The organism is Krasilnikovia sp. M28-CT-15 (assembly GCF_047159595.1).
Taxonomy (GTDB): Bacteria; Actinomycetota; Actinomycetes; order Mycobacteriales; family Micromonosporaceae; genus Actinoplanes.
The window spans coordinates 1033840-1058286 of sequence record NZ_BAAGAK010000001.1; the positions used below are offsets into that span (position 1 = coordinate 1033840).

19 protein-coding genes and 1 tRNA gene are annotated in these 24447 nt (G+C 70.3%); 12 read left to right on the forward strand and 8 right to left on the reverse strand.

The annotated features are described in order from the left end of the window. Positions 1-19: 19 nt before the first annotated feature. Both ACMCNO_RS04950 and ACMCNO_RS04955 read right to left on the reverse strand, forming a co-directional pair. Entirely contained in the window at positions 20-262 is a 243-nt protein-coding gene (locus ACMCNO_RS04950; protein WP_412748239.1) for a hypothetical protein, read from the reverse strand. A 1420-nt stretch (positions 263-1682) separates the two neighbouring features. Beyond that, the gene (locus ACMCNO_RS04955) at positions 1683-2201 is read right to left on the reverse strand and encodes a hypothetical protein (protein ID WP_412748240.1); all 519 of its coding nucleotides are present in this window, start codon (positions 2199-2201) and stop codon (positions 1683-1685) included. A gap of 355 nt (positions 2202-2556) precedes the next feature. Here ACMCNO_RS04955 and tkt point away from each other — a divergent pair, with 355 nt between their 5' ends. Then, positions 2557-4653, forward strand: coding sequence for a transketolase (tkt, locus tag ACMCNO_RS04960; protein WP_412748241.1), 2097 nt, complete (start codon positions 2557-2559; stop codon positions 4651-4653). Between the two features lie 86 nt (positions 4654-4739). Here tkt and ACMCNO_RS04965 read toward each other — a convergent pair whose 3' ends face one another. Beyond that, positions 4740-5693, reverse strand: a complete 954-nt coding sequence (locus ACMCNO_RS04965) for a zinc metalloprotease (RefSeq protein ID WP_412748242.1) — start codon at positions 5691-5693, stop codon at positions 4740-4742. A 150-nt stretch (positions 5694-5843) separates the two neighbouring features. Beyond that, positions 5844-7466, reverse strand: a complete 1623-nt coding sequence (locus tag ACMCNO_RS04970; RefSeq protein ID WP_412748243.1) for a diguanylate cyclase — start codon at positions 7464-7466, stop codon at positions 5844-5846. Positions 7467-7913: 447 nt separating this feature from the next. Between ACMCNO_RS04970 and ahcY the strand changes: the two genes are divergently transcribed. Continuing rightward, positions 7914-9374 (forward strand): adenosylhomocysteinase, encoded by a 1461-nt coding sequence (gene ahcY / locus ACMCNO_RS04975; protein ID WP_412748244.1) that lies wholly within the window; start codon positions 7914-7916, stop codon positions 9372-9374. A gap of 49 nt (positions 9375-9423) precedes the next feature. Here ahcY and ACMCNO_RS04980 read toward each other — a convergent pair whose 3' ends face one another. Together ACMCNO_RS04980 and ACMCNO_RS04985 are read right to left on the reverse strand one after the other, a co-directional pair. Continuing rightward, entirely contained in the window at positions 9424-10317 is an 894-nt protein-coding gene (locus tag ACMCNO_RS04980; protein ID WP_412748245.1) for an alpha/beta hydrolase, read from the reverse strand. A 158-nt stretch (positions 10318-10475) separates the two neighbouring features. Next, the gene (locus tag ACMCNO_RS04985) at positions 10476-11741 is read right to left on the reverse strand and encodes a hypothetical protein (RefSeq protein ID WP_412748246.1); all 1266 of its coding nucleotides are present in this window, start codon (positions 11739-11741) and stop codon (positions 10476-10478) included. 220 nt (positions 11742-11961) lie between these two features. Between ACMCNO_RS04985 and ACMCNO_RS04990 the strand changes: the two genes are divergently transcribed. From ACMCNO_RS04990 to ACMCNO_RS05000, 3 genes are all read left to right on the forward strand, one after another. After that, a complete protein-coding gene (locus ACMCNO_RS04990) occupies positions 11962-13884 on the forward strand; it encodes a glycoside hydrolase family 5 protein (protein WP_412748247.1) in 1923 nt (640 codons plus the stop codon). A 64-nt stretch (positions 13885-13948) separates the two neighbouring features. Beyond that, positions 13949-14560 (forward strand): TetR/AcrR family transcriptional regulator, encoded by a 612-nt coding sequence (locus ACMCNO_RS04995; RefSeq protein ID WP_412748248.1) that lies wholly within the window; start codon positions 13949-13951, stop codon positions 14558-14560. 41 nt (positions 14561-14601) lie between these two features. Next, the gene (locus ACMCNO_RS05000; RefSeq protein WP_412748249.1) at positions 14602-15432 is read left to right on the forward strand and encodes a hypothetical protein; all 831 of its coding nucleotides are present in this window, start codon (positions 14602-14604) and stop codon (positions 15430-15432) included. Between the two features lie 49 nt (positions 15433-15481). Here ACMCNO_RS05000 and ACMCNO_RS05005 read toward each other — a convergent pair whose 3' ends face one another. Beyond that, the gene (locus tag ACMCNO_RS05005; RefSeq protein ID WP_412748250.1) at positions 15482-17095 is read right to left on the reverse strand and encodes a glycoside hydrolase domain-containing protein; all 1614 of its coding nucleotides are present in this window, start codon (positions 17093-17095) and stop codon (positions 15482-15484) included. A gap of 172 nt (positions 17096-17267) precedes the next feature. Between ACMCNO_RS05005 and ACMCNO_RS05010 the strand changes: the two genes are divergently transcribed. Then, positions 17268-17343 (forward strand) — tRNA-Arg (locus ACMCNO_RS05010). Positions 17344-17397: 54 nt separating this feature from the next. Next, positions 17398-17895, forward strand: coding sequence for a GNAT family N-acetyltransferase (locus ACMCNO_RS05015; RefSeq protein WP_412748251.1), 498 nt, complete (start codon positions 17398-17400; stop codon positions 17893-17895). 6 nt (positions 17896-17901) lie between these two features. Here ACMCNO_RS05015 and cutA read toward each other — a convergent pair whose 3' ends face one another. After that, positions 17902-18198, reverse strand: coding sequence for a divalent-cation tolerance protein CutA (cutA, locus tag ACMCNO_RS05020; RefSeq protein WP_412748252.1), 297 nt, complete (start codon positions 18196-18198; stop codon positions 17902-17904). 411 nt (positions 18199-18609) lie between these two features. Between cutA and ACMCNO_RS05025 the strand changes: the two genes are divergently transcribed. From ACMCNO_RS05025 to ACMCNO_RS05045, 5 genes are all read left to right on the forward strand, one after another. Beyond that, entirely contained in the window at positions 18610-18984 is a 375-nt protein-coding gene (locus ACMCNO_RS05025) for a response regulator transcription factor (protein WP_412753616.1), read from the forward strand. After that, positions 18984-21014, forward strand: coding sequence for an ATP-binding protein (locus ACMCNO_RS05030; protein WP_412753617.1), 2031 nt, complete (start codon positions 18984-18986; stop codon positions 21012-21014). Before ACMCNO_RS05025 ends, ACMCNO_RS05030 begins: the two co-directional genes overlap by 1 nt. 27 nt (positions 21015-21041) lie before the next feature. After that, positions 21042-22217, forward strand: coding sequence for a HEAT repeat domain-containing protein (locus tag ACMCNO_RS05035; protein ID WP_412748253.1), 1176 nt, complete (start codon positions 21042-21044; stop codon positions 22215-22217). Between the two features lie 13 nt (positions 22218-22230). Continuing rightward, on the forward strand, positions 22231-23673 hold the full coding sequence (locus tag ACMCNO_RS05040; RefSeq protein ID WP_412748254.1) for a glycosyltransferase family 2 protein: 1443 nt from the start codon (positions 22231-22233) through the stop codon (positions 23671-23673). Positions 23674-23782: 109 nt separating this feature from the next. Then, entirely contained in the window at positions 23783-24394 is a 612-nt protein-coding gene (locus ACMCNO_RS05045; RefSeq protein WP_412748255.1) for a GNAT family N-acetyltransferase, read from the forward strand. Positions 24395-24447 lie beyond the last annotated feature (53 nt).

Consider the following 24447-nt stretch of genomic DNA (forward strand, 5'->3'; position numbering starts at 1 on the left):
CAGCCTGGTCGCGGCCGGATTACTGCTTGGGTTCGCGGGTGCGGCTGCTGCGCAGCTTGGCGGGCGCGGCTGGCGGCTCGGCGTCACTGGTGACTGCCGCGATGGCGGGTGGCTTGGCGAAGTTGCCGTGGTCGGTCTGGTATCTGATCACTTCGTCGATGAGCGGGCCGTGGGTGTCGGCGTGGTCGAGCAGGTCTTGCAGGGCGGCGTTTTTGTCGGCGATGGTGTGGGCCTGGTGGGTTGTGACGCAGGAATCATTCATTACACGATCGCGCACGACCGCTATGGGGGATGCCCGTCGTTGGTCGAGCACAGGTGCTCCAGAACTCGAGAAATGACGGAGCTCCGCCGGTAATTCTTGCTACCCCGCCGTTGGAACCTGGCGCTGGCATGGGCTCGGATAGGGAAGTCGAAGTGGTGAATAATGCGTCGCGAATGATTGGCCTGGCAGTCGCTGAATGGGTAGGTTCTCCACTCTTTCCCAGCCATTCCGCTGATGCCGTGTGCTTGATACATATCGAGGGCGCTGGGCTCGACTTCGGCGATTTCGCTGCGATAGCACGAGGCGCTAGTCGGGCGATCGAGGTTCATGGCGGTGAGCCCAGGTAGATTGCAGAGAGAGTGCGGGATGGGTGATAATTGGTATGCGACTGAATGGGAGATGTACAAGTCTGGTCTTGCCGTTCGGGTCGGCAACCGTTCGTGGGATAGCAGAACATTCTATGATGGCGGAAAGGTTGTGAACTTCCCGCAGCCAACTTTCCCCAAGCCAGGGGCTGAGTTGTTGCAGGTCATGACGTCTTGGGATAGATCCTTCAGGTTGTGGGACTACTCTATAAGCCACTCGACGCTACTTCTGCGCAGTGTTGGCAGTGGCAGCGAAATGCCGAGTCGGATCGATGTCGCATTCTTTGGAGTTCGAGCGCTCCATCTTCGGGACGACTATCAGAGCCTCAGTATCGAGAAGTCCTCAGAAATGTTTGCGGACGGAGTCCTCGACGTAAGTGTCACGGCAGCTGAGCCGCTCGCAAGATATCTGGTCAACGGCGGACCGGACTACATATCGGCAACGAATGTCGCTTGGGAAGAGGACGACGGAGATCATCGAAGCCCATCACGTTTCGGACCGCTGCGGGGGACGCCCTGAGGGTGAGGGCTGATGGGGCTGCAGGGCGATCAATCGTGGCGGCGTGCAAATTCGTGCCCTGGCGTGCGCCCCGGTTGCTGCCACGATTGATGTCAGGTGATCATCGACATGCGTGACATTCGATGTAATTGGGGGATCACGTGCATGAGGTTGGCGGTCCGCGTTTGCTCGGCGTGCATGCGGGCCGTAGGCCTTCGGCGGTGCGCGCGGCCCGGTCGTGGCTTCGACTACGTGTGAGGGACGCCCTGACGGCGGGGTTGGGCGGGCTGTAGCGACGACGTGTCCTCGCGGCGTGCTCCCGCCGACGTCGCCGCTGCTGCCGTTCGACCGCAAGGCCGAGCACTTCCAGGCCTTCACCGACATCGCCTGCGCCCTGGTCGGCTACCGCCGCCCTCAGAAGATCACCAGTTGAGACGCACCCTACGCATCTAACTCCACCTACTACTGGAGCTTGACGAAGCCATAGGGACACTGCCCGCCGCTCAGCAAGGGGTGCCCGGGCACGCAGAGCGTGCCGGGCACCCGGATCCCCGTGTTACGGACGGACTCGCTCGACGGCCAGCGTCCAGTCGTCGAGGCGCACCAGGGTCGCACCGGCCACCGTGCCGGCCTGGACCTGCACCCGGTAGGCGCCCGCCGGCAGGAACGGCGAGGTGCGTTCGATGGCGTGGCTCTCCCAGGTGTCGGAGGTGCTGCCCGAGTCGAACGCGAAGTCGGTGCCGACCACCGGGTTGAGTTCGAAGATGGTGCCGTTGGGCCGGATCACGATGATGCGCACGGAGCACCAGCCGCCGCCCGCGCAGTACGACTCCGCGCTGAACCGGGCGTCGATCATCTTGCGGGTGCCGGCGGGCACGACGACCGTGGTGGCGGCGCCGGGCACATTGACGTAGGCGGCAGCGGCGGTGGCCCAGGCGTCCGTCTGGTGGACGTACCGCTGCTGGTCGGTGAACGTGCCGACGCGACCGGTGAGTACCGCGTGCGCGACCGTGCCGGTGAGTACGACGGCCGCGAACGCGGCGACTGCCGTGACAATCTTGGCGAGCCTGGACATTGTGATCCCCCTCGATTCCGGCGCCGCGGCCCCCCTGCCGGGCGCTGGGTATTCAGAGTGGGGGTACAAAAGGTGTATTGCCACAAGAATCGGTGCGGGGTCCTTGATCCGACACTTCGGTGTGGATCGTCCTCGGAGGACTTCCCGTGGTCGGCATGCACCGGGTCGACGGCGATTGTCCCCGCCCTGCTCTGAGCGTGTTCATCCACGATGGATGGTGACGATCGTGGCGTGGTGAATGCGGAACCGCAGGCCGTTTTCGCATGATCAAGTTAGGTTGGGCTAACTTCTGCGGATAGCGGACGAACTGGCCGAAACGGATGCACGACCCGGTGGCCGGATGGAGACTACGGTCATGACGGCGACCTCGACGGACCTCGACCAACTGTCGATCAACGCGATCCGTGCGCTCGCGATGGACGCGGTGCAGGCCGCGAACTCCGGGCACCCGGGAACCCCGATGGCGCTGGCGCCGGTGGCGTACACATTGTGGCAGCGGTTCCTGCGCTTCGACCCCGAGCTGCCGATCTGGGCCAACCGGGACCGGTTCGTGCTCTCCGCCGGGCACGCGTCCACGCTGCTCTACTCGCTGCTGCACCTGTCCGGCGTCAAGGCAGTCAACGCCGACTACGAGACGATCGGCGACCCCGCGGTCTCCCTGGACGACCTGCGGAACTTCCGGCAGCTCGAGTCGAAGTGCCCGGGCCACCCCGAGTACCGGTGGACCTCCGGGGTGGAGACCACCACCGGGCCGCTCGGCACCGGCATCGCCACCAGCGTCGGCATGGCGATGGCCGAACGCTGGCTGGCCGCCCGGTTCAACCGGCCCGGCTTCGAATTGTTCGACTACGACGTGTACTCCGTGTGCGGCGACGGCGACATGATGGAGGGCGTCGGCCAGGAGGCGGCCAGCCTCGCCGGCCACCTGCGGCTGGCCAATCTCTGCTGGATCTACGACAACAACCGGATCACCATCGAGGGCGACACTCACCTGGCGTTCAGCGACGACGTCGCGACCCGCTTCATCGGGTACGGCTGGAACGTCACCCGCGTGGGCGATGCCAACGACCTGGCGATGCTCGACCGGGCGTACACGGTGTTCCGGCGGGAGGACGACCGGCCCACCCTGATCATCGTCGACAGCCACATCGGGTACGGCGCCCCCACCAAGCAGGGCACCGCGGCGGCGCACGGAGAACCGCTCGGCGTCGACGAGGTACGGGCGGCCAAGGAGTTCTTCGGCTGGCCCACCGAGCCCGCCTTCCACGTGCCGAAAGAGGTCTACACCCACTTCGCGAACGGCGGCGGCGCCCGCGGAGCCGAACTGCGGCACAAGTGGGAGGCCGAGTTCGCCGCGTACGCCCAGCAGTTCCCCGACCTGGCCGACGAACTCAACCGGATGCAGAAACGCACCCTGCCCGACGGCTGGGACGCCGACATCCCCACGTTCGAGGCGGACCCGAAAGGGCTGGCCACCCGCGAGTCCAACGGGCGGGTGCTCAACGCGGTCGCGGGCCGGGTCCCGTGGCTGGTCGGCGGATCAGCCGACCTCGCCCCGTCCACCAAGACCCTGATGAAAGGGCAGGGCTCCTTCGAGCCCGGCGGCTACGACGGGCGCAACCTGCACTTCGGTGTCCGCGAGCACGCCGCGGCCGCGGTCGCCAACGGGCTGGCGCTGTCGAAGCTGCGCGCGTACCAGGCCGGGTTCCTGATCTTCCATGACTTCCAGCGCGGCGCGGTCCGGCTCTCCGCCCTGATGGAACTGCCGGTGATCCACGTCTACACCCACGACTCGATCGGGGTCGGGGAGGACGGTCCCACCCACCAGCCGGTCGAGCACCTGGCCTCGCTGCGCGCCATGCCCGGCATGATCGACCTGCGGCCCGCGGACGCCAACGAGGTCGCCGAGGCGTGGCGGTTCCTCATGCCGCTGCGGCACGAGCCCGTGGCGCTGGTGCTGTCCCGGCAGGCGCTGCCCACCCTCGACCGGTCGAAGTACGCGCCCGCCTCCGGCCTGGCCCGCGGCGCGTACGTGCTGGCTGACCCGCCCGGCGGCGACCCCGAGGTCATCCTCATCGCCACCGGCAGCGAGGTGTCCCTGGCGGTGGCCGCGCACGAGGAGCTCACCGGCGAGGGGATCCGCAGCCGGGTGGTCAGCCTGCCGTCGTGGGAGCTGTTCGCCCGGCAGCCGAAGGAGTACCAGGAGCAGGTGCTGCCGCCCGCGGTGACCGCCCGGGTGGCGATCGAGCAGGCGTCCGCGTTCGGCTGGGAACGGTACGCCGGCACCGAGGGCGCGATCGTGGCCATGTCCACGTTCGGTGAGTCCGCGCCGCTGAAGGCGCTGCAGACGCGGTTCGGATTCACCCCCGAGGCGGTGGCGCAGAAAGCCCGCGAGCAGATCGCGCGGCACCGGGGAGACGGCTCCACGGTCAGCGCCCCGGATCACGGCTGACACGCGAAACATCCGCCCCGCGAACCGCGGGGCGGATGTTTCGTCAGCCCGTACACCGGAGTTGCGGCGCCGGTGCGGGCCGGGGGTCAGCCGTTGGCGCGGAACGCGACCCAGGCGTCGCTCATCCGCTTGGCCTGACCCGGGGTGAACATGTTCATGCAGGCGTCCTGCGTGTAGTCCATGAAGTTGTGGATGGGGTCGAGCCCGGGCGCCGTGCAGGTGTCCGCGCCCTCGGGGCAGTTGAACTGCGCGGCCGCCTCCGACGGTGTGTCGTCGACGTGGTCGCCCTTCTTCTTGCACCCGTTCTCGAAGGTGTGCTCCAGCGCCAGCCAGTGCCCGGTCTCGTGGGTCAGGGTGTCGCCCTCGGAGTAGTCACCCGCGGTGCCGCCCGGCATCGTCTCGCCGATCATCACCACGCCGTCCATGTAGCTGCGGCCGTTGGAGGTGACCTTCTTCGGGAAGTACGACCAGCCGAGCACGCCGTCGGCGATGTTGGCCGCGTACACGTTCAGGGTGCGGGCGCCGCCGGAGTGCAGCGCCGTCTTCATGGCCTTCTCCGCCTTGCCCGGCTTGATGTTGTACCAGGCGCTGTTGACCGTCCACGTCGTACCCGTGAGCTTGAAGCGGAACGGCGTGTCCGACGCGTTCTTGGCGGTCTTACCCGAGTACGAGTTGTTCAGCACCGCCATCTGCGCGATGATCATGCCCTGCCAGCGCGCCTTCTCCGCCGCGCTGTACGCGTGGTCGGAGATCATGTGGAAGACCGTGGGGACGGTGACGCTTCCGTTCGGCAGGCGCTTCGAGTTCTTCATGCCCTCGTACACCTTGGCGTCGGCACTTCCGTACCGTTCCGGGTCCTGGACCTTGCTGCCGCGGGCCAGGCGGGCCTGGTTGGACGCGTCCGCCGCGCACGCCTGGACGGCGGGGGAGGCCGCCAGGGCCGAGGTGGCGCCGACCGTGCCCGACGCCGCACCGGACGCAGCGACCAGCGCCGCTCCACCGGTCAGCAGCGCCAGCCGCTGGGTCCAACTCCTGTGCATAGTCTGCGCCCTTCGTGGTTCGGGATCGCCGGCGCCGCGGTCCGCGACGCTTGTCGCGGGCGGCATCCGTGCGGTTCGCACGGTGGCCGTGATCGCTGTTCCCATCGGACGCGCTGCTCAGCGCAGACTCAACTGAAGATCAAACGTGGCTCAAGCTCGGTCGGCCAGCTGACCGCGCGGGTCGATGCAGACCCGGTTGCGGCCCGCGTCCTTGGCCGCGTACAGCGCCTCGTCGGCGCGCGCCAGCACGGTCGCCGGCGTGCAGTCCGCGGTGGCGGCCGTGACGCCGACGCTCACCGTCACCGGCAGCCCGCCGGTGATCTGCCCCCACGGATGGTCGGCCACCGTCCGGCGCAGATCTTCCAGCCGGAACGCGGCGCCCGCCAGGTCGGTGCCCGTCATGGCGATCAGGAACTCCTCGCCGCCGAGCCGCGCGACGAACCCCGACGGCCCGGTGCGCATGCCCTCCAGCAACTCGGCGACCGCGACCAGCACCCGGTCGCCGGTCCCGTGTGAGCGCAGGTCGTTGACCCGTTTGAAGTGGTCGAGGTCGAGCAGGGCCACCGCCACGCCGGTGCCGTCGGCCCGCGCCTGAGCCAGCAGTGCGGGCAGCCGCTCGTCGACCGCACGCCGGTTCTTCAACCCGGTCAGCGGGTCGTGACGGGCCTGCTCCCGGAACGTCTCGGCCTGCCGCCGGGCCTCCTTCACCTCGAAGACGGCCTGCCGGTTGCGCGCCTGCGCCTCCCGCTGCCGGCAGTGCAGCTCCTTCTCCGCGAGGTGGTACTCGTGCAGCGTCGTGTAAGCGCGCTCGAAGTCCCGGGCCGCGGCGTAAAGCTGGCTCTGCTCGTACAGTGCGCGAACGGTCAGCAGGCGGAAACCGTGCGTCTCGCACAGCTTCCGGCTCTGGTCGAGGGTGGCCTGCGCGGCGGCCAGGTCACCACGGCAGCGCTGGGCCGTGGCCAGGGTCTGCAGGATCTCCGCCTCGGCGTCGCACTCTTCCTTCTCCGTCGCGTACCGGGCCAGGGCCTGGCGGGCCATCTGCTCGGCCGCGTCGTAGTCGCCCAGCCGCAGCTGCACGTGTGCGAACGTGTCCAGCTCCGACGAGTCCAGCTCCCACCCGCACGCCACGCTCACCTCGCGCAGCCGCTCGAGCACCGCCTGGGCGCGGTGGGCGTCCCCGAGCGTGCATTCCTTGTACGCGTAGTTGTTCAACGCCATGGTGCGGCAGCTGACCTCGCCCAGGGCGATCGCCGCCCGCTCGGCCTGCTCGTACCGTTCCCGGGCCTCGGGCATCGAACCCGTGTCGGCGTACGCGTCGGCCAGCTTGACCAGGTACGAGATGTGCAGCGCCGGCTTCGTGCCCTCGTCCAGGGCGTCCACGGCCTGGATCATGTGATCGAGGTTGGCGCTCAGGTCACCCATCGTCAGGTGGGTGCGGGCCAGCAGCATGTGCGCCCGCGCCAGCAGCGGCCGGCAGTCGTTGTCGGCGGCCCACGCCTCGGCCTGCCACATCAGCTTCACCGCGTCGGCCAGCACGCTGCGGCGGTCGAGCAGGTCGGCGCGCAGCAGGCGGGCGCGCCACAGCACCGTCTCCGCACCGGCCGCCGCGGCCGCCTCCTCCAGAGCCACGACCCGGGGCATGGTCTGGTCGACGTCGTACGCGCCGTGCGTCTCCAGCTCGTCCAGCTGCGCAGCCAGGGCCTCCGCGATGCGCGCGGAGCTGTCGTCGGGGGACGGCGCGGTGCGCGGACGGTGCGCCGCCGACACGTCCATGCATCGCCTCCCCTGGGCAGATCCCCGTTCGCGGACCACACCCTGATCCCCGGCGCTCATCGACCGCGCCGGGCGTGACTTGAGGATTCCGGGCGGCGGACGCTCGTGCGTTTCACACCCGTTTCGTTCCGTCCCACGAGCCTCATGAGAGCGTGGTCACATCGTCACGGTCCGCAAGCGTCGAGCGTGGCGGTTCGATTGACAGTCGGCCCGGGGCGCGTCTAGTCTCGCAACGCAGTGAGAACTCTGCGCCACGCTGGGCGCAGGCCGGGGTCGAGAGGCGCTGCGACGGACCGGAGCCGCGGGAGCGGACCGGGTCCGCCACGCTCGGCCCCCGGTTGACGAATCGCTAAGGGCGCCTCCTACCGGAGGTGCCCTTTCTGCATCTCCCGGTACATGGAAGCGTTAGCCGGTCCAGCCGGCTCAGGCACACATGGAAGGGACGCAATGAGCGCCAAGCTGCAAGAGATCAACGGGGTCCAGTTCGCAGTGGCTGACCTCTCGCTGGCCGCGTTCGGCCGGCACCAGATGCGCCTCGCCGAGCACGAGATGCCCGGCCTCATGTCCATCCGCGAGGAGTTCAAGGCCGCGCAGCCGCTGCGTGGCGCGCGGATCGCCGGCTCGCTGCACATGACCATTCAGACCGCCGTGCTCATCGAGACGCTGGTCGCGCTCGGTGCCCAGGTGCGCTGGGTGTCCTGCAACATCTTCTCGACCCAGGACGAGGCCGCCGCGGCGATCGTGGTCGGCCCCGAGGGCACGGTCGAGGCCCCCTCCGGCACTCCGGTCTTCGCCTGGAAGGGCGAGACGCTGGAGGAGTACTGGTGGTGCACCGAGCAGCTGTTCGACTTCGGCGACGGCCTCGGCCCGAACATGATCCTCGACGACGGCGGCGACGCCACCCTGCTCGTGCACAAGGGCGTCGAGTTCGAGGCGGCCGGTGCGGTGCCCGCGACCACCGCCGAGGACAACCACGAGTACACGATCATCCTCGACACCCTGCGCCGCAGCCTGGCGTCCGACTCGCAGCGGTTCACCAAGATGGCCGCCGAGATCAAGGGCGTCACCGAGGAGACCACCACCGGCGTGGCCCGGCTCTACAAGTTCGCCAAGACCGGCGAGCTGCTCTTCCCGGCGATCAACGTCAACGACTCGGTCACCAAGAGCAAGTTCGACAACAAGTACGGCATCCGCCACTCGCTGGTCGACGGCCTCAACCGGGCCACCGACGTCATGCTCGGCGGCAAGCTGGCCGTGGTCTGCGGCTACGGCGACGTCGGCAAGGGCTCGGCCGAGACGCTGCGCGGCCAGGGTGCCCGCGTCGTGGTCACCGAGATCGACCCGATCTGCGCGCTGCAGGCGGCGATGGACGGCATGCAGGTCGTCCGCCTCGAAGACGTGGTCGGCGAGGCCGACATCTTCATCACCACCACCGGCGGCACCGAGATCATCACGGTCGAGCACATGGCCGCGATGAAGCACAACGCCATCGTCGGCAACGTCGGCCACTTCGACGACGAGATCGACATGGCCGGCCTCGCCAAGGTGCCCGGCATCGAGAAGGTCGAGGTCAAGCCGCAGGTCCACGAGTGGCGCTTCCCGGACGGGCACGCGATCATCGTGCTCTCCGAGGGCCGCCTGATGAACCTCGGCAACGCCACGGGCCACCCGAGCTTCGTCATGTCGAACTCGTTCACCAACCAGGTGATCGCGCAGATCGAGCTGTGGACCAAGCCCGGCGAGTACGACAAGCAGGTCTACGTGCTGCCGAAGCACCTGGACGAGAAGGTCGCCCGGCTGCACCTGGACGCGCTCGGCGTCCGGCTGACCACGCTGACCAAGAAGCAGGCGGAGTACCTCGGCGTGGACGTCGAGGGTCCGTTCAAGCCCGAGCACTACCGGTACTGACGACCGTGTCCGGTGCGCCGCCGCCCCGCGGTGGCGCACCGGGTGCGTGTCACCGCGGGGTCAGGGCCGCCCGCAGTGTCGTGGCGACCTGGTGCAGTGCGGGCTCCGCGGCGTCGAACATGGCCATCTTGCGGAAGAATCCGTGGCCCACACCGAGATAGCGCACCGCGATCGTCGGCACGCCCGCCTCCGTGAGCCGGGCCGCGTACCGTTCCGCCTCGTCGCGCAGCACATCGTTTCCCGCCGTGACGATCAGGGTCGGTGGCAAACCGGCCAGCTCCGCCCGCAGCGGTGACACGTCGGGCCCGGTCCGGTCACCCGGCACGTACGCGTCCCAGTAGAAGCGCATCTCCTCGGCGCCGAGGTCGGCGTCGCCCGCGTCCGGGTAGTCCATGTCCGGATCGATGACCGGATACACCAGCACCTGACAGGCGTACGGGCGGCCGTGGTCGCGGGCCCGGCGGGCGACGACCGTGGCCAGATGCCCACCGGCCGAGTCACCGGCCACCCCGACGCGTTCCGTGCTCACCCCGAGCGTTTCGGTGCCGTGCTCGTACAGCCAACGGACGGCGCGCTCGGCATCCTCCAGCGCGGCGGGATGAGGGTGTTCCGGCGCGAGCCGGTAGCCGACCGCCAGCACCGCGCAGCCGGAGAGGGCGACCAGTCGGCGGCAGATGCCGTGGTGGGTCTCGAAACCACCCATCACCCAGCCGCCGCCGTGCAGATACACCACCACCGGCGCGAGCGCACCGCCGGGATGGTAGAGGCGGCACGGTACGCCGCCCGCGTCGACGTCACGCTCCACGGTCGCCGGTGCGACATCGCCCACTTCGACACCGGCGGCGTCCACCATGCTCCGCCGGGCCGCCGGAAGGGTTTCGCGGGTCATCACCGCGCCCGGCTGGACGGCGGTGGCCGCGTGGGTCTGGGGGTGCGGAGGCATGGACGCTCGCATTCCTTGTCAGCGGGCAACTCGCGCCACCCTATCGACCGGCCGCGGTGCTGCCGACGGTGACCGGGCGCGGTCCGGTAGACCATGACCGCCGCCGTGCTGCCGACGGTGACCGTCCGCGCGGGACGGCCACCGTCAGTCGCGTTCGGTCAGCCCTGCCCGCCGCTCGACGCGGCCGAGCGCAGCCGGCGCACCCATCCGGCGGCGGTGTGCCTCGGCACCTCGTAGTGGGCGGCCACCGCCGACGTGCTGCCCAGCCGCTGGTGCACGGCGGCCAGATCCTCCGGCACCCGCCGGTACGCCCGTCCCGCCGTCTGCACGGTCGCGCCACGCCTCGTGGACTTCTCGGCCGCCTTGCGAGCGGTGCTGACCGGGTTCGGCTTCGCCGGTGCGTTCCGGGCCGTACCCCGAGAGGTGGTCTTCGCGGACGTGCCGGCCTTCTTGGCCGCCGGGCGTGCGGCCTTGGCGGCGGTTTTCACGGCGGGCTTGGTGACCTTGGTGGTGGGCCGTGCGGTTTCCGCGGCGGCCTTGGTGGCTCTGGTGGCCTTGGTGGCCTTGGTGGTGGGCGGCGCGGTCTTCGCGGTGGCCTTGGTGGTGGGTCGTGCGGTCTTCGCGGGAGCCTTCGTGGCCTTCGCGGTCGGCCGTGGGGCCGACGCCGTCGTGGTCTTCGCGGTGGCCTTGGTGGTCGGCCGGGTGCCGTTCGCGGTCGGCGTTGCGCTCGTGGCGGCCGCCTTCGTGGCCGCACCGCGCGGGGCCGCCTTGCGGGCCGCCTTCTTCGCCGGGCCTCGGCGGGTGGTCGTGCCCGCCGCCGTCCGGGTGGCGCCGCGCCGGGTCCTGGTCGGCTCGGCCGTGGCGTCGGCCTGCGGCACCGCGGCGTCGTCGGCCGGTGCCGCCGAATCCGTGGTGCCGATCGGCGTCGTGAGCTCCTCGGCGGACACCGGCGCGGTGACCAACTCCGCCGCCAGCGCCTCGGGATCGGCCGCCGGTGCCGGCTCGGCAGCGGCCGGTTCCGTGGTGGCTGCCGCGGGTACGGCCTGCTCGGTGGCGTCGGCTGATGCGCTGTGCTCGGCGGCGTCGGCCGCTGCGCTGTGCTCGGTGGCATCGGTCGCTGTTGCCGCATCCGCTGCGAAGGACGGGTCTTCCGCGGTGACCGGTGCGGAGGCGCCGATTGCCGAAGCGGTCGTCCCGGTCGCGCCGCCGGTGAGGGTGTGACCCGGCTGCGGCGCCGGGGCGCTGATCGCCCGCAGGAGCAGGTTGACGTCGACATTGGGCATCTGGCGCTCGCCGGTCAGGCCCTCGGCCGCGTGCAGGTGCACATCGGTGATGCGGACGTGGCCATCCGCCGCGCCGACCACGAGGGTCGTGGTGACGCCGTCGTCGTGATGAGGAGTGATGGTGATGGTGTACTTGTCCATGACAGTCCTTCAGGGAATGGGTATTGAGCCCGCGCGCTGAGCGCCTTCCCCCGACAGGCGATGACGCCGACCGTACCGACGTATGGTGAGGGTCGCCAATGTACCCGCTTGTGCAGAGGTGAGGTTAACTCACCTGCCTGTGAGTGAATCTCTTCGCCATCCGGGCACGGCGTGATAGACATGCATCCCCGTCGATTTCTCTGTCGCGAGGATGTTGGCCATGGGTCAGTGGACTGTCCGGTCATTGGTGATTCCCGCGATTGTCGCCGCCCTGGCGCCCTGGGCGCCGGCCTCGGTAGCCGGTCCGGATGACGGGCCGCCGACGGCCGCCCCCGTCATCCGTGCCGCACAGGCATGGACGCCGCCGCTGAGCACGCGGGGGCGGTACATCGTGGATGCCACCGGCCAGCGGTTCAAGTTGCGGTCGGGCAACTGGCACGGCGCCAGTGGCACCTGGACCGGCTCGGGCGATGTGAACGACAACGCCAACCACCACGCGGGGGAGAATTCGGGACGCATCCCGCTGGGTCTGGACCGGGCGCCGATCGATCAGATCGTCGCCGGTTTCCAGCAGGTCGGCGTCAACAGCGTCCGGCTTCCGTTCTCCAACGAGATGGTGCACGACCAGCAACCGGTGACCGACGTGGCGGTGGCGGCCAATCCGCAATGGCGCGGACTGACTCCGCTGCGGGTCTACGACGGGGTGGTCGCGGCGCTGACCGGCGCGGGCATCGCGGTGATTCTGAACAATCACACGAACACCACCCGCTGGTGCTGCGGCGTCGATGGCAACGAGCGGTGGAACGCGAGCCAGGCGACGTCGGCGTGGGAGGACGACTGGCTCTTCATGGCCCGCCGGTATCGCGACAACGGACGAGTGGTCGGCGCGGACCTCTACAACGAGGTACGCCGTTCCGTGTGGGACGACCCGAACTGGGGACTGGGCGACGACCATGACTGGTTCGCCGCGTCGCAGCGGGTCGGTGACCGGATCCTGCGGGAGGCCAATCCCGATCTGCTGATCATCGTCGAGGGCATCAACTGGACCGGCATTCCGGTCGACGGTTTCCCGCACGGGCGCCCCACTCTGACGCCCGTGCGGTCGTTGTCGCACACCCTGGTGGTCTCCGGCAAGCTGGTCTACTCGGCCCATTTCTACGACTACACCGGGCCGAATCACACCGGGGCGACCGGCATCGGTGAGACCAGCGACCCGCGCTACCGCGACCTGAGCCGCGACCAGCTCTACGACGTGCTGTACCAGCAGGCGTTCTCCGTGGCGGCGGAGACCGGGCAGCATTTCACGGCGCCGGTGTGGATCAGCGAGTTCGGCGCGGACGGCAACCCGTCGACCGCCCAGATCACGCGGGACTGGTTCGCCGACTTCGTCGACTATCTCATTCGGATGGACGCGGATTTCGCGTACTGGCCGCTGGTGGGATGGCTGGAGAACCGCGGCAACAACGGCTGGGGGCTGTTGTTCTGGGACCGCTCGGGCCGCCGGGCGGATGTGTTCAGCGGGGGCGACTGGCGGGTGGACGGCTGGGCCCGCCTGGTCGGCTTCGCGGGCCGCACGGGCCGGGTCGATCCGGTGCCGCGCTGGTCGATGCTGAGCCCCGACCACGGTGACTTCATCCAGTCGCTGCGGATGCGCGTCCGCCCGGACTGGGATCCGGGCGCCCGCAAGGCGGCCTGCCCGGACGGGCAGCGTCTCATCGGGCTGGCGCACACCGGCAACCGCGGATTGTGCACCGATGTCACGGCCGCCGATCTGTGGGCGCCGTCGGGCGCGTACACCGTCGTGACCGACGAGCGGTACGTCCCGCCGGGCGGCGACTGGGCGTCGGGCTACACGAAGCTGCAGTGCCCGGCCGGGTCCTTCGTCATCGGCTATGCCGTCCGGGGTGCCGCCATGTCGAGCGCGTTGTGCGCGGCGTCGGGCGTCGCGCTGGGCGCGGCGGGGCGCACGGTGTGGTTCGACCGTGGCGACAACCGGCCCGCGGACGGTACGGGCGGCGACTTCGCGTACGGCCGGTACAAGGGCCAGTGCGGCAGCCAGGAGTACGTGGCGGGCATCGCGTACACGGGCCGGTTCGGTTCGTCCCGGACGCCGGACGCCCTGTACTGCCGCAGCCTGCGCTGATCGTGATCGCGGAGTTTCATCGACGGGTATTGACGCCGATTCCGGAATGATGTGTCATTCATTAATGGCACGCACCGCTGAACCCGGCCGCCGCGACGCGATCCTCGACGCTGCGCACACCGTCTTCGCCCGCAAGGGCTACACCGCGGCGAGCATCGCCGACCTCGCCGGCGAGCTGGGCATCGGGCACGGCACGGTGTACCGGTACTTCGGCAACAAGCGCGACGTCGCCTCGGCCGTCCTCGACCGGGCGCTGGCCCGCATCGGCGAGGTGGTCGCCGCGGAACTGCCCGACGCCACCGAAACCCTCGACGAGTACCGCGCCCAGGTGTGGCGCATCGGCCACCGCCTGTACGAGCTGTTCGCCGCCGACCCCGCCCTGGGCCGGCTGGTCTTCTTCGACCTCGCCACCGTCGACGACGACCTGCGCGGGCGGCACTCCGAGGCGCTCGGCCGGTTCGCCGACTTCACCGCCGCGTACCTGAGGAACGGGGTTGATCGCGGCTTCCTGCGCGCCGACCTCGACGTCGAGGTCACCGCCCGCGTGGTCAACGGCATGGTCTTCGAAGGCGCCGCCCAGGTGGCCCGCGACCCCGGCGCGCTGGCGTTGCGCGACGCGTGGATCCGCGCCGTCGTGACCCTGATGTTCGACGGCCTCGCCGCCCCCACTGCCTGAAAGCCCCCCGGAAAGCCCCCACCCCCTGCAAGGAGAGCGTCATGGTCCAGGTCGACGTCTTCTGGTCGTACGCGATCGGTGCCGGCTGCGGTGCCGCCGCCGCGCGCGAGTCCCTGCGCGAACCCGCCCGCGAGCTGCTGGCCGACCGGCGGTTCACGGCGACCGTGCTGTTCCTCGGTTGTGTGTTCGCGCCGAGCGGGATCTGGCTGCTGTGGAGCTTCCCCGGCTGGGAGACGATGCACGCGGCGGACACCCACACCGACCTGCCCGGCTGGCTGGTGGCGGTATTCGCGATCACCAACATCACCCAGGGAGTGCTCGGCTACGTCGTCGCCCAGGCGTTGTGGCGGCGTGGCCACCACTACCTGTCGTGGGTGCAGATGCCGCTGGGGTATCTGGCGATGTTCTTCATTCTCGCGTACGGCTGGGACGGCAGCGGGTACCGGAGGTTCTTCGCCGCCACGACGGAGGACTGGCGTTCCGGCCGGTTCGACCCGATCGCGTTCCTCGGCAGCGACGTGGCCCTGACGCTGTACGCCATGGGGGTGGTGCTGGTGCCGCTGCTGCTGTGGATGCAGACGAGCTGGTGGGCGCGTGGCCTGCGTACCGATGACGGCGCCGGGCCGGGCCGGATCCGGCTCACCGGGCTCGTGCTGCTGGCGGTCTTCGGTCTCGGCCTCGGCACGGCGATCGCCGCCGCCGTGCTTCTCACCCTGCTCGGCCCGATCGTCGGCCTGGGCGCGGTGGCGGTTCTCGTGGTGGCTGTGCTGCATCCCCGCAGCGTGGGCGGTCTGCTGGCGCGCCCGTTCGTGGGCGCGCCCGCCGCAGCCGTGAACCCGGTGCCGGGGATCGGCCGCACCGTCGACGCCTGATCGGCAGCGCCTCCCCGCCCGGGGAGGCGCTGACCCGATCCGCGACGGATCAGAGCAACGGCGACCGGTGGCTGAAGCCGGAGGCCAGCCGCACCGCCGGGCTCAGCCCCTTGCCGGTGCCGGCGAACAGGACCAGAGCGCCGTTGGACTTCTGCACCGCGGCCAGGTCGGTGAACCCGTCGCGGTTGAAGTCACCCACGCCGATCAGGTCCCGGTAGGCGCGGAAACCCTTGCCGAGGCTGGCCTGCCGGGCGATCCCGCCGCCCTTGACACCCCGGTACAGGAACAGCTCGCCGGTCGAAGTGACCCTGGTGACGAGGTCGGGGTAGCCGTCCCGGTTGAAGTCGCCGACCCCGGCCAACTCCGACATGGTGTGCCAGCCGCCTGAGCCGATCACCTTGCGGGTGCCGAACTTTGCGCCCTTCTTGCCGGGGTACAGGTACAGCTTGTGGTTGCTGGTCTGCGCGGCGACCAGGTCGGGGTAGCCGTCCCGGTTCAGGTCACCGATCGCGGTGATCTCGCGCATCTTGGCGAAGCTCTTCGAGATCAGCTTCGCCTTGCCCAGGCGTCCGGTCTTCGTGGTGGGGTAGAGGTACAGGTGGCCGTTGGAGCCCTTGCGGGCCACCAGATCCTCGAACCCGTCGCGGTTGAGGTCGCCGACGCGCACGATCGCGTTGAACTTCGCCCACCCACCGCTGACCTTGCGGCGGCCGTTGACGTCGACGTACGTGCCGTTGCCGGGGTAGGCGAAGAGGTTGCCCGAGCTGGTGGTCCGTGCCAGCACGTCCGACCAGCCGTTGCGATTGAAGTCGGCGAACCTGGCGGACGGCAGCGGCGCGAAGTCGACGAGGTTGTTGTCGATGTTGATCGTGACCCCGCCCCAGGTCTCGGTGTGCCCGCCGCGGTACTGCTTCATCCGCCGGTGCGGCGCCCAGTACCCCGCGGGGATCCCCGGGTCGCTGGTGGTCGAGATCTTGTCCCAGCGGGCGAAGTCGATGTAGTCCGGGCGGACGTAGCCGGGGGCGGCGTAGTTGGCCACCTGGTCCGCGCCGCCCGAGCCCATGCTGCTGTAGAAGCCGGACAGGTACCCGAGATCGTGCAGCGTGGCGGTCCACGCGCTCATGAACGCGAGGACACCGCGACGGCAGTTTGCGTCGTCGGTCGCGTACGCCTCCATGTCGTAGATCACGACACTCTGCGCGGCCAGACCCAGCGCCGCGGCCTGACCCGCCGCGTCCCGCGCGGCCGCCGCGCCCTGCGCCGCGCCCTTGGTGTTGTCGATCAGGTTCTTCTTGCTCGTCACCTTGGTGCACGACGCCTGCGGGCCGACGTACAAGGGGAGCAGATGCCACCCGGCCGCGACCTGGGTCCGGACCCAGTCGGCGGTCAGGTTGGCCTGGGTGCAGCCCCGGTTGACCCCGCCGATGTAGATGCCCACCGCGCGGTACGGCGACGCCGACCGCCAGGCCGCCATGGTCGCGGTCGACGGCGCGGTGCACGCGTCGAAGGCTTCCCCCGCGAAGGTGCCCGGCTGAACCGTGCTCCAGCTCGTCGTCGTGGTCGCCGCGTCGGCCCGGACGAGGAACGAGGAGAGCAGCACAGCCGCCACCCCGAACGTCGCGCGGACCAGCAGCTTGCGACGCGTCGGCGTCAGGATGCGCATGTGAGCCTTTCTCAAGCCGGGCAGGACCCCCGAGCAAAGCAAGAGATCATGGAGGAGTCCAGGTCCGAACGTATGATCTTCGCGGATGAATGGACGAATCCTGTCCGGGGTGCCATGGTGCGGCGCTGTGCTCGACCGGGCGCCTGAGCGCGTGCTGGTACCCTCACCCGAGGGCCCAGTAGCTCAGGGGATAGAGCACCGCTCTCCTAAAGCGGGTGTCGCGCGTTCGAATCGCGCCTGGGCCACCAATCCGGAAACCGAAAGCGGCGATGCGTTCCGCGGTGGCCTCGTAGCCTCTAGTCATGCCGATGGTCAAAGTGCTGCCGACCGCGGTCGCGGGTCTTGAGCTGCGGGAGCTGCGCGGTGAGGACGCGGCCCGTTACCACGAGCTGGTTCAGCGCAACGTCGCCCACCTCACCAAGCTCGGGGACTACCAGGAGGAGGTCGCCGCCGGGGTCGAGGAGTTCGCCGAACTCTTCGCCGAGCCCGCGGACGCCCCCGTACGTTTCGGTGTGTATCTGACCGACGAGCTCGTCGGCCGGGTGGATCTCGTCCCGGTCGATCCGCCGAAGTACGGCCTGGGCTACTGGCTCAGCGAAGCGGCCACCGGTCGCGGCCTGGCCACGACCGCGGTGGCCGCGCTCCTCGAGTACGCGGGCACCGAGCTGCACGCCACCGATGTCTTCGCCGGGGTGACGCACGGCAACGAGCGCAGTGACGCGCTGCTGGAGCGACTCGGCTTCACGGTCGTGGCGACGTTCGACAACTACCGCCGATTCCATCGCCCGCTTCCGCGTTAGGGCGGTTCATCGGGTTTCCTCGCTGATCCACGACAGGTACCCGGGGTTTCCGGCGAGGATCGGCATCAGCACCACTTCCGGCACGTCGTAGCTGTGGTGCTCACGAATGTGTTGTTCCAGCGCCGGGTACCGCTCCCGCGTCGTCTTGAAGACGACGCACCATTCCTCGGCGTTCTCGACCGTGCCCTCCCACCAGTACGTGCTGTGGATGGGCCCCGAGACCTGCGCGCAGGCGGCCACGCGCGCATCCACTGCGCTTCGCGCCAGGGATTCGGCCGCCGCCCGGGAGTCGATAGTGGTCACGGCCTGAGCGAACTGACAGTCAATCACGTCGATCCTCCGTGTGCCCGGGCACGTGCCCGCAGGCCCCAGTAACGTACTGGCTCACGGGCGCGCCTCGCGGATGCGGGACGGCCACAGCCATCCCGTGACTGTCTTCTTTGCTCTCAGCAAGGTCCTTTGCTCTCAGCAAGGCGGAGCGGAGCCGATCAGCACTCCCGCATCCTCGATGCATTCACTAAAGGGTCATGACCGCGCCAAAAGCGCCGCAACCGGGTCATGCCGCCTTATATTCTGGCGAAGGTGCCGCCTCGCCGGTCCGATCTCCATACGAACCAACCTCGGACGGCCGGGTACGCGGGGCGGCCCGGCCTGCGACCTCCACGGTCATGACCCTCCCCGGGTCAATCGAGGCGACGAGGTTCGGTGAGTGCGATGACTCTGGTGCTGGTGGCGGACGACGACGCTGACATTCGCGATCTCGTCACCTTCAAGCTCGAGCAGCTCGGCGTGGAAGCGATCATCGCCGAGGACGGGTCGCAGGCCCTGGCGGCGGTCCGCGAGCGACATCCCACGCTGGCGATCCTCGACATCTCCATGCCGGGGTTGTCGGGCATCGACGTGTGCCGCATGATCCGGGCCGATCCGGAGATCGCCGACACGATGGTGCTCATGCTCACCGCGCGGGCGCAGGAGCAGGACGTCGAGCACGGCTTCGCGGCCGGTGCGGACGACTACGTCACGAAGCCGTTCAGCCCGCGCGAGCTGGTGTCCCGCGTCCAGACGATGCTGAGCAGGGCACAGACGTGATGGTGCCGGCGCTGCGCCGGCACCATCAGCGGCCGGTCACCGTGGCCGGGCTGCTGAAGAGGGCGTTCGCCGCGCTGGTCGCGGTGATCGTGATCGGCGGCACCGTCGGGGTGATCGCGGCGGGGCCGGCGTACCGCTCGACGAACCAGGGGCTCGCGGAAGGGGCGCGGACGCGCACCGCCAACCAGGAGGTGCGCCTGACGCTGGCCCGAGCCGCGCTGGCCCTGTACGGGTATCAGCTCACCGGCGAGGTGGCGTACCGATTCGATTACCAGGCTGCGCGGACCGCCTACGACGGCGCGCTGGCCCGGCTGGTCCGGGTCGCCGGTGCCCAGGACCAGGCGCACGTCGATGATCTGCGCGAGCACGGCCAGAACTGGTGGGCCCTGGCGGATCCGCAGATGGCTGCGCCGCCGGGCAGGCGGCCCACGGGTGGCGAGGTGGCCGCGACGCAGGTCCGGTACGCGCAGGCGGTTGCGGCCGCCCAGGCGCTCGACCGCCGCCTGACGGATCGGGCCGGCCGGTTGTTCCGGACCATCAACCAGCTCAACGTGGCGGCGCTGATCGGCCTGACCGCACTGACTCTGCTGGGCATGGCGGTGGTCGCTCTGGTCGGGTCCATGGTGACCCGCCGCATCACCAGCCCGCTCGGGCAGGTCGCGACACTGGTGGAGGAACTGAGCCGCGGCCACAGCGACGCGCGGGTCTCCATCACCGGGGCGCCGGTGGAGATCATGGCCGTCGCGGCCGCGGTCAACAACGCAGCCAACCAGGAGTTCCAGGAACGCCGGATGCTGGAGCAGTGCCGAGGGCTGAACGTGGCGATCCGGGAGCCCATGTCCCGGGCGGCCTCGCTGACCACGGCCGCGCGGGGGCTGGGCGACCTGCTCGACGCCGACCACGTGGTGATCGTGGGGGCGCCCGAGGGCGACGACGCCGTCGCCGAGGTCTGGAGCGCGCCGGACGCCGAAGGTGATCCGACCGCGTTGGCCCGCACTCCGGTGGACTGGGCGCTGCCGGGCGACGGCGTCTTCGTGGCGGCCGCCGTCCCGGACGAAGGTGAGACCCTGCCGGAGGCGGAGCGGGCCGCGCTGCTCGCCGCCGGTGCCGGTCCGGTCATCACGCTGGCATCCGGTGAGGGGGCCGACGCGACGGGCCATGTCACGGTGGTGCGGCGCGCGGGCAAGCCCGCGTTCACGCCGTTCGACGTGCAGTGCGTGACGATGGTGGCGGGCGCCCTGGGACGGGCACTGACCCAGGCGCGCCTGTTCGAACAGGAGCGTCGGCTGGTCGCCCGGCTGAAGGAGGTGGACGCGGCGAAGACGGAGTTCCTGTCCACTGTCTCGCATGAGCTGCGCACTCCGCTGACCAGCGTCACCGGCTACATGGAGGTGCTGCTCGACCAGGACGCCGGTCCGCTCAACGCGGCGCAGCAGCGGATGCTGCGGGTGATCGAGCGCAACGCCGAACGGCTCCGGTCGTTGATCGAGGACCTGCTCATCGTGTCGCGGATCGAATCGGATGCCTCCACGCTCAACACCGAGTCGGTCGACGTCGCTGCCCTGATGGCCGCGACCTGCCTGGCGTTCGATCCGGCGGCCACGAAGGCGGGCGTGACGCTGGTGTGTGCGGCCGAGGGCCCGCTGCCGGTCCGCGGCGACCCGGAGCAGTTGGACCGGGTACTGATGAACCTGCTCTCCAACGCCGTGAAGTTCAGCCCGGACGGCGGGACGGTCACGGTCGCCGCCCGCGCGGAGGGCACCGACATCCTGATCACCGTGCGCGACACCGGCATCGGGATCCCCGACGACGAGGTGCCGCACCTGTTCACCCGGTTCTTTCGGGCCAGCAACGCCACCCGGCGCGAGATCGCCGGGACCGGCCTGGGGCTGCCGATCGTCGCCGCCATCGTCGACCGGCACGGCGGCACGATCACGGTGGCCACCCGGGAGGGGCAGGGGACCACGTTCACCGTACGTCTGCCCCGGGAGACGGCGGCGACGGAGGAATCCCGATCCCCGGATGAATAGTGTCAAACACGGATATCATCGCCCATAATGCAGACCGCCGTGACCATCGCCATCCTCGTGCTGGCCGGCGCCATCGTCATCCTCGGCGGCGCCGCCGCGCTGGTCCGGGTCGTCCGCACGCTGCGGCAGCGCCGCCAGGATCGGCTGGCCGCAGCGCCGCGCAAGGCCCTGCTGGCGTTCGTCGCCGACAGCGGCGAGAGCGGCGCCGACGAGCTGCTGGCGATCTCGCCGCGCGCCTGGCAGGCCGTCGAACCGGTCGCGGTCGACATGCTCGGGAAGGTACGCGGAGACGCGCACCGGGCCCTCACCGAGGTCTTCGAACGACGCGGCGTCGGCGACCGCGCCCTGACCCAGCTGACAAGCTCCGACCCGGTACGCCGCGCCCGTGCCGCGGAAACCCTCGGCCACCTGCGCCGCCTGCACGCCCTCCCGCAGATCTGCGCCCTGCTCGACGACCGGCAACCCGACGTACGGGTCGTCGCCGTCCGTGCCCTCGGTGGCATCGGTGAACCCGCCGCGGCCGGTCCGCTGCTGGCCGCCCTGACCCGGCCGGTGCCCGCCCACCTCGTCGCGCACGCCCTCGCCCGGATCGGCGCGGGCACGGTGCCGACCCTGGAGGCCGCGCTGAGCCAGCCGGAGCCGCTGGTCCGGGCGACCGCGCTGGACGCGCTCGGCCTGATCGGCGCCACCGGCTCCGTCTCGGCGATCAACGACCTCCTGCACGACGAGGCGGACGCCGAGGTGCGGCTGGCCGCGGTCCGCGCGCTCGGCCGGCTGGGTGGCCGGTCCGCGGTGGCGCCGCTGCTGGCGGCCACCCGACCCGGGAACCCCGACACCCTGCGGGCCGCGGCCGCCCGGGCGCTCGGTGACATCGGCGCCGCCGCCGCCGGCAAGGAACTGGCGCTGCTGCTGGCCGACCCGGCGTACCCGGTCGCCCACGAGGCCGCACAGGCGCTGCGCCGGATCGGCCCGGCCGGCCTCGCCCACCTCACCGCGATCGCCGAGACCCCCGGGACCGAGGGACCGGTGGAGGACGTCAGCGGTGTCCTGCACGCGACCGACTCCGTCGTCGGGCTCGGGGAGACGCCGCCCTCGGTGGCCGTCGCGCATGCCCGCCAGGCGCTGGCGCTGGCGGCGTTGACCGCCCCGCCGGCGCCCGCGCCGCCCACCGGTCCGGTCCGGTCCGGCCTCACCCGCCGGTGAACGGCGGACTCGGGTGCCGGCCGGTGTGGACAGCGAGTGGCTGCGGTATGCGGTCCTCATCTTCGACAATCTGATCTTCACGTACTTCGTGCTGATCAACAGCAGCTACCTGATCCTGATCGGGCTGGCCACGCTGGACTTCGCGAAGTCGCTGCGCCGGGCGCCGGTCGCCGGGACGGACGACCTGTTCCGCAACCCGCTGTCCCCCTCGGTGTCGCTGCTCGTTCCCGCGCACAACGAGGGCCCGGTCATCGTGCCCGCGATCCAGGCGCTGCTGGCGCTGCGCTATCCGCGCTTCGAGGTGGTGGTGGTCGACGACGGATCGACCGACGACACGTTCGAACGGCTGCGCGAACAGTTCGACCTGGTCGAGCTGCCGTACGTGGTGGCCGGGGACGTGCCGCACCGGGGCGCGGTGGGCTCCGTGCACGTCTCGCGGACCGAACCCGACACGCTCGTGGTGGCGCGCAAGGCCAACGGCGGCAAGGCCGACTCCCTGAACGTGGGCATCAACCTCGCCCGCAACGACCTCGTCTGCATGATCGACGCCGACTCGGTGCTCGACCACGACGCGTTGCTGTCGGCGGTCAAGCCGTTCGCCGACGACCCGCTGCGGGTCATCGGCGCCGGCGGCGTGGTCCGCATCGCCAACGACTGCAAGGTGGTCGGCGGCCGGGTCGTGCAGGTACGCATGCCGCGCCGCTGGCTGGTCCGCATCCAGGTCGTCGAGTATCTGCGCGCGTTCCTGACCGGCCGCACCGGCTGGTCCCGCATCGGTGGCCTCGTGGTGATCTCGGGCGCGTTCGGGGTGTTCCGGCGCGACATGATCATCCGGGCGGGCGGGATGGCGCTGGACACGGTCGGCGAGGACGCCGAGGTGGTGGTCCGGATGCACCGGATGCAGCGCGCCGCCCGCGCGGACTACCGGCTGGTGTTCGTTCCCGAGCCGGTCTGCTGGAGCGAGGCGCCGTCCACCATGCGGGTCCTCGGCCGGCAGCGGCGCCGATGGCATCGCGGCCTCGCCGAGGTCCTTCGGGACCACCGCGCCATGATCGGCAACCCCCGGTACGGGCGGGTCGGTCTCGTCGCCCTGCCGTACTACGTGGTCTTCGAGCTGCTGGCCCCGTTCGTCGAGGCGCTGGCCCTGGTGCTGGTGCCGCTCGGCCTGCTGCTGGGCGTGGTGAACCTGGAATTCGCGTGGCGCTTCGCGCTGGCCGCATACGGCTACGGCATCCTGGTCAGCATGGCGGCGCTGCTGCTGGAGGAGGTGTCGTTCCACCGGTATCCCCGCTGGGCCGACATCTCCCGCGGTCTGGCCGCCGCATTCCTCGAGAGCGTGGGGTACCGCCAGATCCTGGCCTACTTCCAGATCCGTGGTGCCTGGCAGGCGTGGCGGCGCAAAGAGGCGAGCTGGGGCCGGATGACCCGCTCCGGGTTCGACACGCCCACCGGTTGACCCGGCCGGGTGGATCAGGCCGGGCGAGTGAACAACGTGAGCGCTCATTCACGCCGATCCGGGCCGCCGCTACTGGCCGGAACCAGGTCTTTACGGGCAGGATCGGGCCATGACCACGCTCGGCCGCCTGCCCTATCCGATCACCCTGACCGGCGACGGCATCACGCTGCGCGAGTGGCGGTCCGAGGACCTGGACGATCTCGTCGCCCTGCTCGACGAGGCGGACGTCGCACGGTGGACGCCGATGCCGTCGCCGTTCGACACCGAGGCGGGCGTGGCCTACCTCAAACGGGCCCACCAGGGCCGGATCAACGGGCAGCGGATCCAGCTGGCGATCACCGTGGACGATGGCCCGCCCCTGGGCGAGGTGCTGCTCTTCGGCGTGGACGCCGGGCTGCGTGAGGCCGAACTGGGCTACCTCGTGGGCGCCGGGCACCGCGGCCGCGGGCTCGCCACGCGGGCGCTGTCAGTGCTGTCCGGGTACGCGCACGACACGCTGCGGCTGCGCCGCCTGCTGCTGCGCATCGACCCCGGCAACACCGCCAGCACCGCGGTGGCCCGCCGGTGCGGATACCAGCTCACCGGCGAAGCGCCGATCCTGCAGGAGGGCCCGTACGGCCCGAGCAGCCTCGACACGTGGGAACTCGTCGTGGCGCGCGGACCCGGTCGGCTGGAACGGCTGCGCAACGTCGCCGCCCGGCGCTACGGTCGGCGCACCTGACCCTCCGCGACCGTCGCCCCTGTGGGCCCGGCGGCGCGACCGGCACCTGCGCT